Raw genomic sequence first — 14213 nt, forward strand, 5'->3', positions numbered from 1 at the left:
AATTGTATAAAATGTACTATTGTAAGAGAAAAGTGTACAACCTAAATACATTTATATCTTGCAAATATAAATAGATAGGTGGTAGCATCGATGAGTGAAACAAAACCATATCGAGTGTTATTGTATTATTTTTATACAAAAATTGAGGATCCCGAAGAATTTGCAGCAAATCATTTAGCTTTTTGTAAGGATTTAAACTTGAAAGGTAGAATTCTTGTTGCTGAAGAGGGGATTAATGGTACTGTATCAGGTACAGTAGAACAAACAGATCAATATATGAATATGATGAAAAATGATCCTCGATTCGATGGGATTGTATTTAAAGTGGATGAAGCAGATGGGCATGCATTTAAAAAAATGCATGTAAGACCAAGAAAAGAGCTTGTAACTTTACGTTTGGAAGATGATATAAATCCAAATGAACTAACTGGAAAATATTATAGTCCAAAAGAGTTTTTTGAAGCGATGCAAGATGAAGATACAATTGTTTTAGATGCTAGAAATGATTATGAATATGATCTCGGTCATTTTAGAGGGGCTATTCGTCCTGATATTGAAACATTTAGAGAACTTCCAGATTGGGTTCGCGAGAATAAAGATCAATTAGCCGGTAAAAAAATATTAACTTATTGTACTGGTGGCATTCGTTGTGAAAAATTCTCTGGCTGGTTAGTTAGAGAAGGCTTTGAAGATGTTGCACAACTTCATGGAGGAATTGTCTCTTATGGGAAAGATCCCGAAGTGAAAGGTGAACTTTGGGATGGACAATGCTATGTATTCGATGAGCGTATTGCGGTTCCAATTAATCACAAAGAACATGTTGTTGTTGGAAAAGATTATTTTACAGGTGAACCATGTGAACGCTATGTAAATTGTGCAAACCCCGAATGTAATCGTCAAATGTTGTGTTCGGAAGAAAATGAACATAAATATTTACGCAGTTGCTCACATGAATGTCGAATACATCCAAGAAACCTTTATATAAAAGAACATGAATTAACAAAAGAAGAAGTGGAAAGCAGACTTCAAAAACTTGAAGAAGAGAAAACAGTAACTTTAGGTTAACGTATTATGAAAAAAAACGCTCAAGTAGTAGTACTTGAGCTATTTTTTTACGAAAATGCCCAAAGTGAATAAATTTTCTTCAATTAATTAAAATACATAATGATTTTCTGTACTTTACATTTTGTTACGAAGCTTTTTTTTCAAAGTAAGAAAGATGGTGTTTCCTTGAAATTAAGTAAAAAACGGTTGATATCTTTTTTAAAAATTGCCTTTCCAATTGCATTATTAGTGCTAATTATTTTTGAATCGAAAAAGATGGTAAAAGATATCGATATAAATTTATTAAAAAATAATATTTCTGAACTTACGCCCTCGAATATCTTATTAATTGTATTATTAGGATTAATAGCAATTATTCCTATGCTGTTTTATGATTTAATCTTATGCAAAATTTTAAAGTTAAATTTGAAAATAAAGGAACTTTTTTCTTATTCCTGGATTGTTAATACATTTTCGAACTTTTTAGGTTTCGGGGGTGTAATTGGTCTAAGTTTACGTTCTTTTTTTTATAAAAAATATTATAAAGAAAAAGATGTTATTTTAAAAAATATCGCTAAAGTGTCAATCTTCTACATTTCAGGAATATCTATTTTATGTTGGTTAGTAGCAATAGGAATATTTAAACCGATTTTTTTAGTGGAATTGAAGTGGCTGAAAATTGCCGTTTGGGCGTTAGCTTTGTATATTCCATTTTTAATAATAAGCTTTCAGTGGAAAAATATAAAAAATGCACAATTTTCTTTTAAAAATAACTATTTGATTGAACTTATGGTTATTTCACTATTTGAATGGATGAGTGCGTTATTGTTTTTTTGGGTAATTGCATTTTTAATTGATATTCCTATAAGTATTGCGCAGCTATTTCCGATTTTTGTTGTCGCATCATGTGCAGGAATAATAAGTATGATTCCCGGTGGACTAGGTTCTTTTGATTTTGTCATTTTAATGGGGTTCGAATTTTATCACATTGAGACTGAAAAAATATTATTAGTATTGTTGCTTTATCGAATTTGTTATTATTTCATCCCGTTTATTGTGGCAATTGGCTTATTTGTAAGATATTTTTGGAGGCAATTGGATGAACAATATAAAAAAATAATTTTTGTCATATCCAAAAATATGAGTCACTGGATACTAACAATATTAGTGTTTTTCTCTGGTATCGTATTATTACTTTCGGCATCTTTACCAGGGGTGCTTGATCGTATTAAGTTTTTAAGAGAGTTTTTATCTTCACCATTAATGGGTTTCTCTCATCAATTAACGATTGTTGCCGGATTTTTATTAATTTTGTTATCAAGAGGAATTGAGTATAGGGTAAGATGGGCATATTACTCTACACTTGTACTTTTAATCTTTGCTTCTTTACTTTGTCTTGTTAAAGGATTTGATTATGAAGAAGCCATTTATTTAGGCTTTGTAGCGATTATGTTGGTTGTTTCAAAGAAAAGGTTCTATCGATTGAATTTTGTTATTACATGGGGTAGAGCTGCTTTTGATTTTATTGTTATCATTTTCTTTACACTGCTATACGTGCTAATCGGTTATAATAACTTACCTGATAGTAAGCTGAAGATTCCCCATTTTATTCGAAAATATGTGATTATCGATGCTAGTGATTTAATTTTGAGTGCAATGACTGGCTTATTGATCGCTGCAATTATTATGTTTATCACTTATTTTTTTATGAGGCCGAGAACTCCAGGTTCCTATCAAATTGATGAAAACAAGGTGAAGGCACATTTGGAAAAGTATGGGGGAACCGTTCTTTCACACTTAGTCTTTTTGCATGATAAAAAAATCTTTTGGAATGAAACAGGTCAAGTAATGATGATGTATGAACAATATGCAGATAAGCTAGTTATTCTGGGTGATCCAATAGGGAAACAAGAAGAATTCTTTCATACCATTGAAGAATTTCATGATTTTGCGGATCTATACGGATACACACCCGCTTACTATCAAGTAACTAATGAATTAATCCCAAAATTACATGAAAACGGGTATGACTTTTTCAAATTAGGAGAAGAAGCTTTTGTGGATTTACAAACTTTTACTCTGTCCGGTAGTAGAATGAAGGCGCTTCGAGCTACAAAAAATAAATTTGGAAAAGAAGGCTATAGCATTCAAGTACTTGAACCCCCATTGACGAAAGAGACTTTACAAGCATTAAAAAACATTTCTGATTTGTGGTTGAATGGAAAGAGGGAGAAAGGTTTTTCACTTGGCTTTTTTGATGAAAATTATTTAGAAACTGCCCCGTTAGCAATTTTAATGGATCCTGAAAAAAATCTTATAGCATTTGTAAGTATTATGCCTGTTTACGATAATCACACAACTTTATCAATTGATTTAATGAGGTATATCCCAAATGTAACATCGGGAACAATGGATTTTATTTTCATTGAGTTATTTGAATGGGCAAAATTAAAAGGGTATAAACGGTTTAATTTAGGAATGGCACCGCTCGCAAATGTGGGATTATCAAAGTATTCATTTATTGGAGAAAAACTAGCGTCCCAAATCTACACTCATGGCAATTTTGTATATCATTTCAAAGGATTAAAAAAGTTTAAAGAAAAATATGCCAGTTCATGGGAACCAAAATATCTAGCCTATAGAAAGAAAACTTCATTGCCTACTACAATGATACAAATTGCCTTACTTATATCAAAAAAACGCCCCAATTCATAAAAGGGGCGTTTTTCTTTAATATTAACTATTTTCTAATTCCTCGACTAGTTGATTCACATATTTCACAGCACTTCTGATTGCGTCAGGTTTTGACATGTCTACACCGGCCTTTTTAATTAATTCAAGCGGTTTTAATGTCCCACCTGCTTTTAATACGTCTAACCAACGTTCAACAGCGGGTTGACCTTCAATCTTAATCATTTTTGCAACCGCTGTTGATACGGTCAAACCGGCGGAATAGGTGTAAGGATAAAGACCCATATAGTAATGAGGCTGACGCATCCACGTTAGGCTTGCACCTTCATCTATCTCAAGTGTATCTCCCCAAAATTTTTGAAGGACCTCCTTCTTTTCCTCGCATAAAGTGGTTGAAGTAATTGGCTTTCCAGCTTCAGCTAACGTATAAATTCTACGTTGGAGTTCACCCTCTAATAAATGTGTCACAAAGTTATGATAGTATGTTCCAAGTAATTGTGAAATGACCCAACGTCTCATCCGTTTGTCATTAGTTTTAGATAAAATATGATCAGCTAATAATAATTCATTCATTGTAGAAGGTGCTTCTATAAAATAAGTAGATGGATCAGTATTGAAAATACGCTGATTTTCCCCCGCAAGATAAAAGTGTCCTGCATGGCCCAACTCATGTGCAAGAACAAAGGCACCTCTCATCGTATCTGTCCATGTAATCAAAATATATGGATGAAGACCATAAGGGGTAGAACAAAACGCACCTGTAGATTTTCCAATATTATCAGCTAGATCAACCCATCTTTCTGATAAAGCAGTTTGCATAATTTGGCTATATTCTGGTCCCATAATCTTTAAAGCTTCAATAATAAGTTTGGATGCTTCTTCAAATGTAGTAGAAGGATTATATTCAGGATCGAGTGGCGCTTTTAAATCACAGAACATCATTTTATCCAAACCTAATTCGCGTTTTTTTAATTTTGCGTAACGCTGCATGATCGGCGACAATTCTTTTTGCAGAACATCCAGTTGGTTATGGTACATTTCTAATGTTACATTTTGTGGGTGTAATAACATTTCTGTAACTGTATCAAAGTTACGTAATTTCGCTAAGGCGACCTGTTTTGTTATTTCTGTTGCATATGTAGCAGCAAACGTATTTTTATATTGACTTAATGTATGCGTAAAGGTTTCATATGCTTTTCTACGTAAATCTGTGTTAGGTGATAGCTCATAACGATCTTCATACAGGGCAAAGGACATCGGCAATGAATTTCCTTCATTATCAATTAGTGAATCAAATTGCATATCAGACGATTTACTCCGTTGATAAATCATATATGGTGCATCATGAACTTCACTTAATGCAGCTAAAGTTTCTTCAATTTCTGGTGATAATGTATGTGGCTTTTTATCGATAATGTCTTGTAAGTAGTTTCTAAATACTTCTAATCTTGGTTCCTCAGCGATAAATTGTTGAATTGTTCCCTCGGGTAATGAAAGGATTTCAGATTCTAAAAATGCTAAAGAACTACCTAAAGTAGCCATTGCTCCAGCGATTCGTGAAGAATTACCTTGATTTACTGGATTTGTTCCATCTTCTGAGGATCGTAAATTTGCATAGGTTTCTAAATGGATGAATGTTGTGTAAAGTGCTTCATAAGCTGTTAGACAGTTAAACAATGATGAATGATTATTTAACTGACCTTTATATTTGCGTACGGAATCAAGATTCTGTTGTAAAGCTTCAAGTTCCGCTTGCCATGCTTCATCACTCGCATAAAGATCCTCTATTTTCCATCTCATTTCTTCAGGAACTTCCGAACGAGTCAATCTTTTCTCAGCTATTTTTTCCATTTTCTATTCTCCCTTTGAATAAATCATCTATTTCGTTTCACTAATCATTTTCATTATATATGAATGTTTGGACTTTTTGTATAATTCAATCGATTTTTTTGCAAGAATGAAGGATATATTTTCTATTAATAAAATTAGTCCATTTTCATAAACTAACATCGTTCAGTTCGAACAAGAGTCAAATTACACCAAAAAAGGGGTTATGAATAATGACGGTAATTAATAATATTAAGCAAACCATTTCAGGATTGAAAAGTGCCCAAGCTAATTTAGAAAGCTTTTCGTTAGCGACAGATAATAAACAAGCTAAACAATTGTATCAATCATGTGCTCAACAAACTCAATCAATTATTGACACACTAACACCAAGAATGAATGAAGTGGAACAAGAAGAACCACAATATAAACAACAATAAGAATATATATTAAAGGATGATATGCATTTATATCATCCTTTTCTAAAAGGGGTCAGGAAAATGACAATTGCTTCCGATATAAAAAATTGTATTGCGAGTCTTAATGGAGCAAAAAGCAATTTAAGTCGCTTTGCATTAATGAGTACAGATGAAAAGGCACAAAAGGTTTTTCACGAAAGTATGTTGGAAACGGATGAAATCATTACAGATTTACAAAATAGACTGGTTATTCTTGAACGGGAAGAACCTCAATATAAAAGTTAAAGGGAGGAGGAGAATTGATGGGACCGAATTGGCTTGAAGTTATTTTACGATCAATTATTACTTTAATCGTTTTATTCGTTTTAACCAAATTGTTAGGAAGAAAACAAATTAGTCAATTGTCCCTTTTCGAATATATTACTGGGATTGTGGTTGGCGGTATTGGGGCGGAGATTTCTACCGGTGTTGGACAAAGCTTTCTTAACGGAATATATAGTTTATTTATTTGGACATTAATTCCTATATTATTAACTTATCTTTCTTTAAAGAGTAAAAAGGTTCGAGATTTTCTAGATGGTACCCCAGTTGTCGTAATTAAGGATGGGAAAATACAGGAGGATAGCTTAACGAAAGAAAAGCATACGGTTGATGACTTGGTTTCACTTTTAAGAAAGAAAAATGCTTTTAATGTAGCTGATGTGGAGTTCGCGGTTCTTGAACCGAGCGGAGAGTTGAATGTATTATTAAAAAAAGAGAAACAACCAATCACTCCAAAGGATGTCCAATTGCAAGTCGCTCCAGAAAAAGAGCCAAAAACCGTCATTTCTGAAGGAATGATATTGGATGAAGCGCTTGGATTTACTGGCTATAATCGTTCGTGGTTAAAAACTGAATTGGAAAAGTTAAATGTTGCTCTTGATAATGTTTTTCTTGGGCAAGTTGATTCCTATGGAAAATTAACTGTGGATATTTATGATGATAAAATTCAACTTCCCAATTCACAAGAGAGAACATTATTATTAGCGACTTTAAAAAAATGCCAAGCAGATCTTGAATTATTTACTTTAGCTACTGAATCAAAATCTGCCAGTGAAATGTATCAAAATAATGCACAAAGGTTGGAAGTTTTGGTAGAGAAATTGAAACCATTCCTTATAGAATAAAAAGTATTTGTTTAATTAAGAAAATCGTTGATTAGCTTAACATAGGACTCTTTCGGATAACTGTTGTAAAGACCCATTCCCATTCTAACTGGATCACCAAAGAAAAATCGTTCAAACTGAGTTTGTCTGGTTCCGAAACTACTCATGCATAAATCCCAGGCGAGTCGAAAAAGTTTTACTCGATCAGTCGCATTAACGTTTGTAGCCTGTAAATAATTTTCAAGATAAGAGGATATCGGTGATTGGAACTGTTCTTCAGTTGGGAGGAGAATCATTCCGCTGCCACCTAAAAGCTGTATAATTTCAATTAATCGGGGGTAAATTCTAGGATAATAATAGATGGCAACATTTAATGGTTTGTAATCGGGGACCATTGTATTAAAATGATCAAGAGTTGAATGAAATCGAGACGAGAGATGTAAAGACTTCATTATTTCGAGAGTAGATATAACCTCACTAAGTTTGTCTTTTACGTGCTGATATTCAATAATATTAATGGAATGTACAATGGTCTCTGCCAATCCAAGAATAAATTCTGTTTTTACAATCATTCTTGTAATTGCTTGAAACAAAAGCATTGTATTAAACTTAGTTTCCGAAAACATATTACATGCAATTTCTAAATTTTTATATAGAAAGACGCGTTCCCACGGGACTAGAACCTCATCGAAAACAACAATTGAATCCATTTCCTCAAATTTTGAACCTAACGGATAGTCAAAATTAGACTCTCCATTTACGAAAGATTCTCTGCAAATAAATTTTAAACCAGGTGTATTTGAAGGGATGGAAAAGGCGTATACATAAGCATCTTCAATAAAGTTTCCTCCAGAAGGAAGCACCAATACTTCATCGGTTATACCGCCTTGGGTAGCTAAAAGTCTCGCACCTTTTACGATGATTCCATCACTTGTTTCACGAATGACTTTAGCTGCAATAATTTTATCGGAATCTTCATAATAGCCGATGGAACGATTCACCTGCGGATTAATAAATGTGTGAGTAAAGGAGAGGTCATTTTCCATTGCCATTTTATAAATGTTAAAAATATTTTTATCATAATTCTTTTTATCTTCATGAAATATAGAATTAGCAACACCTAAAGCCATAATACCTGTGTTAACATAATCCGGTGAACGCCCTAATAAACCTAAATTTGATTGTGCCCATTCCTTTGTTGCCACAAATCTACGTTCTAAATCTTTTTTGGTTTTTGGTTGTTTAAATGCAAAATTCACTTCAGAATTTGTTATGTGAGATGTAAAGGTAAAAGTTTCCTTATTAGCATTTGAAAGATCATATAATGCCGCTTTACTTTTTAATACTCCTTTAAAAGCAGGATGTTGCGATATTTTTCCATCTATCTTTTTTCCATCTATCCACACTTCATTATTTAAGTTGTCTATTCTGGATATATAATCCTTTCCTAAAACAGTCAAAATGATCACCTCACAAAATTATTGTCACTAACATAAATATATGCAAAAGATTAAGTGGGACAATCAATAAAAATTTTAAGTCTAAATAAAAAAAGGAATCAAACTACTGTTTGATTCCCTTTATTTCAAAGTATTATTTATATAATTGTTCTAGTTGCTTTTGAATATCATTATTTTCCAAGTATTCATCGTAGGACATCACTTTATCTAACATCCCATTAGGCGTTAGCTCGATGATACGATTTGCAATCGTTTGTATGAACTGATGATCGTGTGACGCAAAAATCATTGATCCTTTGAAGCGAATCAATCCGTTATTGACCGCTGTAATTGATTCCAAATCTAAATGGTTGGTTGGTTCATCTAATAGAAGAACATTTGCACCGCTTAGCATCATTTTTGAAAGCATACAACGAACCTTTTCTCCTCCAGATAATACATTTGCTTTTTTTAATACCTCTTCACCAGAGAAAAGCATTCTCCCTAAAAATCCTCTTAAAAAGCTTTCACTTTGATCATTCGGGGAGTATTGACGCAACCAATCAACAAGATTTAAGTCACCATTTTCAAAGTAACTTGAATTGTCTTTTGGGAAATAGGATTGCGACGTTGTCACACCCCATTTATATGAACCGCTATCTGGTTCCATTTCACCAGCCAAAATCTTAAATAGAGTAGTTTTGGCTACTTCATTTTGACCTACGAGTGCTATTTTGTCATCTTTATTCATTATGAAGCTAACGTTATCAAGAACTTTAACCCCATCAATTGTTTTTGTTAACCCTTCTACACGGAGTAAATCGTTTCCAATTTCACGTTCCGGTGTAAAGTGGACATATGGGTATTTTCTAGATGATGGTTTAATATCATCTAATGAAATTTTGTCTAGCAACTTTTTACGAGAAGTTGCCTGTTTAGATTTTGAGGCATTGGCACTAAATCTTGCAATAAAACCTTGTAATTCCTTAATCTTTTCTTCTTTTTTCTTATTGGACTCTTGCGCCAATTTTTGGGCAAGCTGACTTGATTCATACCAAAAATCATAATTCCCCACATACAATTGAATTTTTCCAAAGTCTAAATCTGCAATATGTGTACATACTTTATTTAAGAAATGTCTGTCATGAGAGACAACAATAACGGTATTTTCAAAGTTTATTAGAAATTCCTCTAGCCATTGAATAGCTTTTAAATCAAGATGGTTTGTAGGTTCATCGAGTAAAAGAATATCTGGTTTTCCAAAAAGTGCTTGAGCTAGTAACACTTTTACCTTTTCAGCTCCAGTTAGTTCTGCCATCTTTTTTGTATGAAGTTCTTCTTCAATACCAAGCCCCTTAAGTAAAATTGCTGCTTCCGATTCAGCTTCCCAACCATTTAACTCAGCAAATTCACCTTCGAGTTCAGCAGCTCTCATCCCATCCTCATCTGAAAAATCAGCTTTCATATAGATGGCATCCTTTTCCTGCATGACTTCAAATAAACGAGTATGTCCCATAATTACAACTTTTAGAACTTCTTCCTCTTCAAATTCAAAGTGGTTTTGTTTTAAAACAGCTAGTCTTTCACCAGGTGTAAGATGAACATCACCTGTTTGTGCATCTAATTCACCGGAAAGAATTTTTAAGAAGGTGGATTTACCTGCTCCGTTTGCACCGATTAATCCATAACAGTTACCTGGTGTAAATTTAATATTAATATCTTCAAAAAGTTTACGTTCACCAAATCGTAAGCCAACATTGTTAACAGTAATCAAAGACAAATACCTCCAAAACAATAATATCTAATTGATTATAACATGACTTGAGCGAAAAGGGGAAAGTACACTGCATAACAACTATTCAAATTATAAATTCTCGTTTTGTTGTTTTATTTCATCTCCTGTAAGAATTGTATTCGCTTCTTCTAAGTTTTTATGTTCTTCAACTGATCCACCCGGATAATATGGTTTTTGATTGACATTACTCATCGCGGTATTTATTGTAATCTTTTTCGTTTTTGGTGTATCGGTTACTCTTTTCTCATCACCTTGATTTGTCATCTGTATCAACTCCTTGTAGGTTTCAAAATTAATCTATCTAAGTATTATTTCAAAATACACATGAAAATAATCCTTTGTGGTAAATATAGTAATAAATATTACATTTTGGAGGATAGATTAATGTCAAATGAACAAGTAGGTATGCCGCAATTTCCCAAGCCCATTTGGAAAGAGGAGGTTGAAATACCAATTTTTTCAGCTTTAGTCGAAGATATTGAAGTAGATGTTGCAATTGTTGGTGGCGGGATTACTGGAATCACCACTGCCTATTTGCTAACGAAAAAAGGGTACAAAGTAGCAATCATTGAGGCTGGTGAGCTTTTAAATGGTACAACTGCACATACGACTGCAAAAATCACGGCACAACATGGTTTAATCTATGATGAACTAATTAGAAATAATGGAAAAGAACAAGCTAAATTATATTATGAAGCAAATGAAGAAGCATTAAAATTTATTAAAACTACGATTGAAGAGCTCCAAATTGACTGCGATTTTAGTCAAGAGGATGCTTATATATATACAAATAGTGAAGATTATATTAGTAAATTAGAAGCTGAAGCTACTGCCTATAGGGAACTAGGCATTAATGGCGAAATGATCAATAATATCCCAGTAGATATTCCGGTAAAAGCGGCTCTAATTATGAGGAATCAAGCACAATTTCATCCGTTAAAATATTTAAAAATCTTAATTGAATATATACAAAAAGAGGGAGGGCTAATCTTTGAAAAAACGACAGCAACGGATGTCGATTATTCAGATCAACCAATTGTTATAACAAAAGAAGGGTTAAATGTAGCGTGTAAATTTGTCTGTGCTTGTTCACATTTTCCGTTTTATGATGGCCTTGGTTTTTATCCGACCCGAATGTATGCAGAGAGATCCTATTTAATAGCGGTAAAAACGAATAAGGATGTTCCGGGTGGAATGTATATTAATGCAGAACAGCCGACAAGATCCTTCCGAACAATGACGTTGAACGGGGAAAAGGTATTATTGGTCGGTGGTGAAAATCACAAAACCGGACAAGGGATACCGACTATTCTTCATTATGAGGCTTTAGAAGAGTTTGCAAAAAATGAGTTTGGAATGAATGAATTCTTATTCAGATGGTCTGCTCAAGATTTAACGACATTGGACAAGATTCCATACATTGGACGGATTACGAATAATCATGATCAAGTACTTGTAGCGACAGGATTTAGAAAATGGGGTATGACAAACAGTACAGTTTCGGCCATTTTACTAGCCGATATTATTTCGGACACTGAAAATAAATATGAAGATCTATTCTCACCATCAAGATTCAATGCAAACCCAAGTGTAAAAGAATTTATCACGACGAATCTCGATGTGGCCAAACATTTAATAGAAGGTAAATTGGAGTACCCTCTTCGAGACATTAATGATTTAGCTAATGATGAAGGATCAGTTGTCAATGTAAACGGTAAACGGGCAGGGGCGTACAAAGATGCTGACGGTAAAGTTTATGTAGTCGATACGACATGTACACATTTAGGGTGTGAAATTGAGTGGAATTCCGGTGATCGGACATGGGACTGTCCTTGTCACGGTTCACGATTTTCAATTGTTGGAGATGTAATCGAGGGACCTGCGGAAACACCTTTGGGAAAAGTTGACTTAGATTAAGCAAGAATACCACCTAATAGAGGTGGTTCTTCTATTGTAATAAATTAATGAAACTAAAGAAGGAATCATTGCGTAAAGATAGTAGAAAATAATTATTCATTATGAAAGAAGGTTTCCCAATGAGTGAAAAAGGCTGTATAAAATGTGGAAGTACGGATGCAGGTAAAAAGGAAGTGGCCATGACAGGAACAGGTCTTTCGAAAATGTTTGATATCCAAAATAACCAATTTATCGTTGTTTACTGTAAAAACTGTGGATACTCGGAATTTTACAATAAACAATCTTCGACTGCTTCGAATGTGTTAGACTTCTTTTTTGGGGGCTAATGAAAAAAGGAGTTTCCTTTTTAACAGCTAAGGAAACTCCACTTACCTATCGGTTATTTTCGGACCAGTCTGAGAATAACCCACTGCCATTACACCCCGGGCAATCAAAAACATTTGTTACGTAAAATTCACTAAGTGCAAGAGAATTAATCCCCTTTCCATAACAATCAGGGCATATTCCTTTAGACTCCATCTTTGCAATTTTTTCTTCATATCTATTTGCTTTCCACTCTTGAAATGTATTGAATAGTCCCAACATATCCATCCCTTCCTTTTATATTTAGGATGGATAGGATTTGGGAAAATTATACGTCTATATATTAAAGCCTAAGCTCTATTAATGGTTTGGTGTATTTTTTAATTAAATAACTTCCAAGAGTTAGACAAAGGACAAATGAAAAGATGAAAAGCAAGAAATAATTTTGCGAAATTGATTCAAGTGTTTCGTCTGAAACTGCAGTTTCAATAATCTTAATGATAAAACCATGTAATAAATATATATAAAGTGTCCGCTGTCCGATAATCGTTAATTTTGATCCGGTCGCTGGTACGAGTGCAAAAAATCCAAAAATAACTATTAATGTTAACAAGTATTGGAGCATACGGAAAAGCCCATCAAACCATTCAACATTGCCCATATCTGCGTAAGAGGAGGAACCAAGCAACCATGGAACCGCATCTTTAGGAAAGGACAAACCAAATAGCAGAAAAGTCGACAGTATTATTAAAACTCCTATTACCGCTGAAAATTTCATGTTCTTTATCCAATTTATATGCTTTTGTTCAATTAAGAACCCCAATAGAAAATATGGGAAAAAGACAAAGGTCCTTGAAAGACTTAAATAGTTCCCGACGTGATCCACATATCCTATGGCGATTCCTATTGCGACAGCAAGCAAAAAGGCCAATCCATTTTAACTTAGCAAAGGCATATATGAGCACATTCCAACAAAATAAACTCAATAAAAACCATAAAGTCCAATGTGGCTGAAGAAAATCAATAGTCAGAGATTTTTCGTCTCCGCTGATAAAGTAAAAAAATGAATAGATTGCTTGAAAAATTAAATAGGGTAATAATATTTTTTTTACAGATTTAATTAGGTACCCTTTTTTACGATATCCTTTCGCAAAATAGCCAGATATTAAAATGAAGGCAGGCATGTGAAAGAGAAAAATAACTGTATACAAAGTGAAAAGAATATCATCATTTCCTTTTAAAGGACTAATAACGTGTCCGAATACAACTAAGAAAATAAGGATTAACTTTGCATTATCAAAATAAAGACTTCTCTTCGAAGAAGAAGCCATGCTAACACCTCCGAAATTTACTATGTTAAAAAATATTCTAATGTTTAATTCTTAATTTATCTTTAAAATATATAAACTTTAATTTGAAAGTCCCTACATTGAGAAATCAACCTTTCTATAAGCAAATTTTATCATTTATATACCACAATTCAGTTACGCTAATCTAAAATCTAGATTAAAAAATATTATTGTATGATTATTTTTTTTACAAAAAGATTACATGTCTCCAAGTTTGTAAATTTAATAATCTTTCTTTCACGTGAACAAATATAGTAAAATATAGTATAAAAATAATGATAGAT

Annotated in this window: 15 protein-coding genes; 7 read left to right on the forward strand and 8 right to left on the reverse strand. The window is 33.2% G+C overall.

Features of this window, described 5'->3' with window-relative positions; genetic code table 11:
* The first annotated feature begins 90 nt into the window (after positions 1-90).
* The gene (gene trhO / locus I5776_RS09920; RefSeq protein ID WP_202780446.1) at positions 91-1065 is read left to right on the forward strand and encodes an oxygen-dependent tRNA uridine(34) hydroxylase TrhO; all 975 of its coding nucleotides are present in this window, start codon (positions 91-93) and stop codon (positions 1063-1065) included.
* A gap of 165 nt (positions 1066-1230) precedes the next feature.
* Positions 1231-3759 (forward strand): bifunctional lysylphosphatidylglycerol flippase/synthetase MprF, encoded by a 2529-nt coding sequence (mprF, locus tag I5776_RS09925; RefSeq protein ID WP_246483969.1) that lies wholly within the window; start codon positions 1231-1233, stop codon positions 3757-3759.
* A 21-nt stretch (positions 3760-3780) separates the two neighbouring features.
* Here mprF and pepF read toward each other — a convergent pair whose 3' ends face one another.
* A complete protein-coding gene (gene pepF, locus I5776_RS09930) occupies positions 3781-5586 on the reverse strand; it encodes an oligoendopeptidase F (protein ID WP_202780448.1) in 1806 nt (601 codons plus the stop codon).
* A gap of 27 nt (positions 5587-5613) precedes the next feature.
* On the reverse strand, positions 5614-5745 hold the full coding sequence (locus tag I5776_RS21595; protein ID WP_281397299.1) for a hypothetical protein: 132 nt from the start codon (positions 5743-5745) through the stop codon (positions 5614-5616).
* 50 nt (positions 5746-5795) lie between these two features.
* Here I5776_RS21595 and I5776_RS09935 point away from each other — a divergent pair, with 50 nt between their 5' ends.
* Genes I5776_RS09935 through I5776_RS09945 form a run of 3 tightly spaced genes read left to right on the forward strand, consistent with a single transcriptional unit; the run spans position 5796 to position 7147 of the window.
* Positions 5796-6002, forward strand: a complete 207-nt coding sequence (locus I5776_RS09935; RefSeq protein ID WP_066229705.1) for a DUF1657 domain-containing protein — start codon at positions 5796-5798, stop codon at positions 6000-6002.
* Between the two features lie 60 nt (positions 6003-6062).
* The gene (locus tag I5776_RS09940; protein ID WP_202780449.1) at positions 6063-6266 is read left to right on the forward strand and encodes a DUF1657 domain-containing protein; all 204 of its coding nucleotides are present in this window, start codon (positions 6063-6065) and stop codon (positions 6264-6266) included.
* Positions 6267-6283: 17 nt separating this feature from the next.
* Positions 6284-7147: a DUF421 domain-containing protein gene (locus I5776_RS09945; protein WP_202780450.1), complete on the forward strand. Its 864-nt coding sequence runs from the start codon at positions 6284-6286 to the stop codon at positions 7145-7147.
* A gap of 11 nt (positions 7148-7158) precedes the next feature.
* Here the strand turns inward: I5776_RS09945 and hpaB are convergent, their stop codons facing one another.
* From hpaB to I5776_RS09960, 3 genes are all read right to left on the reverse strand, one after another.
* On the reverse strand, positions 7159-8595 hold the full coding sequence (gene hpaB, locus I5776_RS09950) for a 4-hydroxyphenylacetate 3-monooxygenase, oxygenase component (protein WP_343066448.1): 1437 nt from the start codon (positions 8593-8595) through the stop codon (positions 7159-7161).
* Positions 8596-8719: 124 nt separating this feature from the next.
* Entirely contained in the window at positions 8720-10339 is a 1620-nt protein-coding gene (locus I5776_RS09955; protein ID WP_202780451.1) for an ABC-F family ATP-binding cassette domain-containing protein, read from the reverse strand.
* Between the two features lie 90 nt (positions 10340-10429).
* Positions 10430-10624 carry a hypothetical protein gene (locus I5776_RS09960; protein ID WP_202780452.1) on the reverse strand — a complete coding sequence of 65 codons (195 nt, stop codon included), beginning with the start codon at positions 10622-10624 and terminating at the stop codon, positions 10430-10432.
* Between the two features lie 120 nt (positions 10625-10744).
* On the opposite strand from I5776_RS09960, the gene I5776_RS09965 reads away from it, so the two are divergent.
* Both I5776_RS09965 and I5776_RS09970 read left to right on the forward strand, forming a co-directional pair.
* A complete protein-coding gene (locus I5776_RS09965) occupies positions 10745-12277 on the forward strand; it encodes an FAD-dependent oxidoreductase (RefSeq protein ID WP_202780453.1) in 1533 nt (510 codons plus the stop codon).
* Positions 12278-12396: 119 nt separating this feature from the next.
* Positions 12397-12603, forward strand: coding sequence for a zinc ribbon domain-containing protein (locus tag I5776_RS09970; protein ID WP_202780454.1), 207 nt, complete (start codon positions 12397-12399; stop codon positions 12601-12603).
* A gap of 46 nt (positions 12604-12649) precedes the next feature.
* Here the strand turns inward: I5776_RS09970 and I5776_RS09975 are convergent, their stop codons facing one another.
* The 3 genes from I5776_RS09975 to I5776_RS21605 form a co-directional block, all read right to left on the reverse strand.
* Positions 12650-12862 (reverse strand): methionine aminopeptidase, encoded by a 213-nt coding sequence (locus tag I5776_RS09975; RefSeq protein WP_246483970.1) that lies wholly within the window; start codon positions 12860-12862, stop codon positions 12650-12652.
* 61 nt (positions 12863-12923) lie between these two features.
* Positions 12924-13466 carry an acyltransferase family protein gene (locus I5776_RS21600; RefSeq protein ID WP_281397300.1) on the reverse strand — a complete coding sequence of 181 codons (543 nt, stop codon included), beginning with the start codon at positions 13464-13466 and terminating at the stop codon, positions 12924-12926.
* On the reverse strand, positions 13387-13911 hold the full coding sequence (locus I5776_RS21605) for an acyltransferase family protein (protein ID WP_281397301.1): 525 nt from the start codon (positions 13909-13911) through the stop codon (positions 13387-13389). Before I5776_RS21605 ends, I5776_RS21600 begins: the two co-directional genes overlap by 80 nt.
* Between the last annotated feature and the right edge of the window lie 302 nt (positions 13912-14213).

Source organism: Heyndrickxia vini, from assembly GCF_016772275.1.
Classification (GTDB): Bacteria; Bacillota; Bacilli; order Bacillales; family Bacillaceae_C; genus Heyndrickxia; species Heyndrickxia vini.

What these genes read in the sequence shown, in the direction of transcription:
- trhO (WP_202780446.1), top strand. Translation starts at nt 91, where the DNA reads ATGAGTGAAACAAAACCATATCGAGTGTTATTGTATTATTTTTATACA.
- pepF (WP_202780448.1), bottom strand. Translation starts at nt 5,586, where the DNA reads ATGGAAAAAATAGCTGAGAAAAGATTGACTCGTTCGGAAGTTCCTGAA.
- I5776_RS21595 (WP_281397299.1), bottom strand. Translation starts at nt 5,745, where the DNA reads ATGTTAGTTTATGAAAATGGACTAATTTTATTAATAGAAAATATATCC.
- I5776_RS09935 (WP_066229705.1), top strand. Translation starts at nt 5,796, where the DNA reads ATGACGGTAATTAATAATATTAAGCAAACCATTTCAGGATTGAAAAGT.
- I5776_RS09940 (WP_202780449.1), top strand. Translation starts at nt 6,063, where the DNA reads ATGACAATTGCTTCCGATATAAAAAATTGTATTGCGAGTCTTAATGGA.
- I5776_RS09945 (WP_202780450.1), top strand. Translation starts at nt 6,284, where the DNA reads ATGGGACCGAATTGGCTTGAAGTTATTTTACGATCAATTATTACTTTA.
- I5776_RS09960 (WP_202780452.1), bottom strand. Translation starts at nt 10,624, where the DNA reads ATGACAAATCAAGGTGATGAGAAAAGAGTAACCGATACACCAAAAACG.
- I5776_RS09965 (WP_202780453.1), top strand. Translation starts at nt 10,745, where the DNA reads ATGTCAAATGAACAAGTAGGTATGCCGCAATTTCCCAAGCCCATTTGG.
- I5776_RS09970 (WP_202780454.1), top strand. Translation starts at nt 12,397, where the DNA reads ATGAGTGAAAAAGGCTGTATAAAATGTGGAAGTACGGATGCAGGTAAA.
- I5776_RS09975 (WP_246483970.1), bottom strand. Translation starts at nt 12,862, where the DNA reads ATGTTGGGACTATTCAATACATTTCAAGAGTGGAAAGCAAATAGATAT.
- I5776_RS21605 (WP_281397301.1), bottom strand. Translation starts at nt 13,911, where the DNA reads ATGGCTTCTTCTTCGAAGAGAAGTCTTTATTTTGATAATGCAAAGTTA.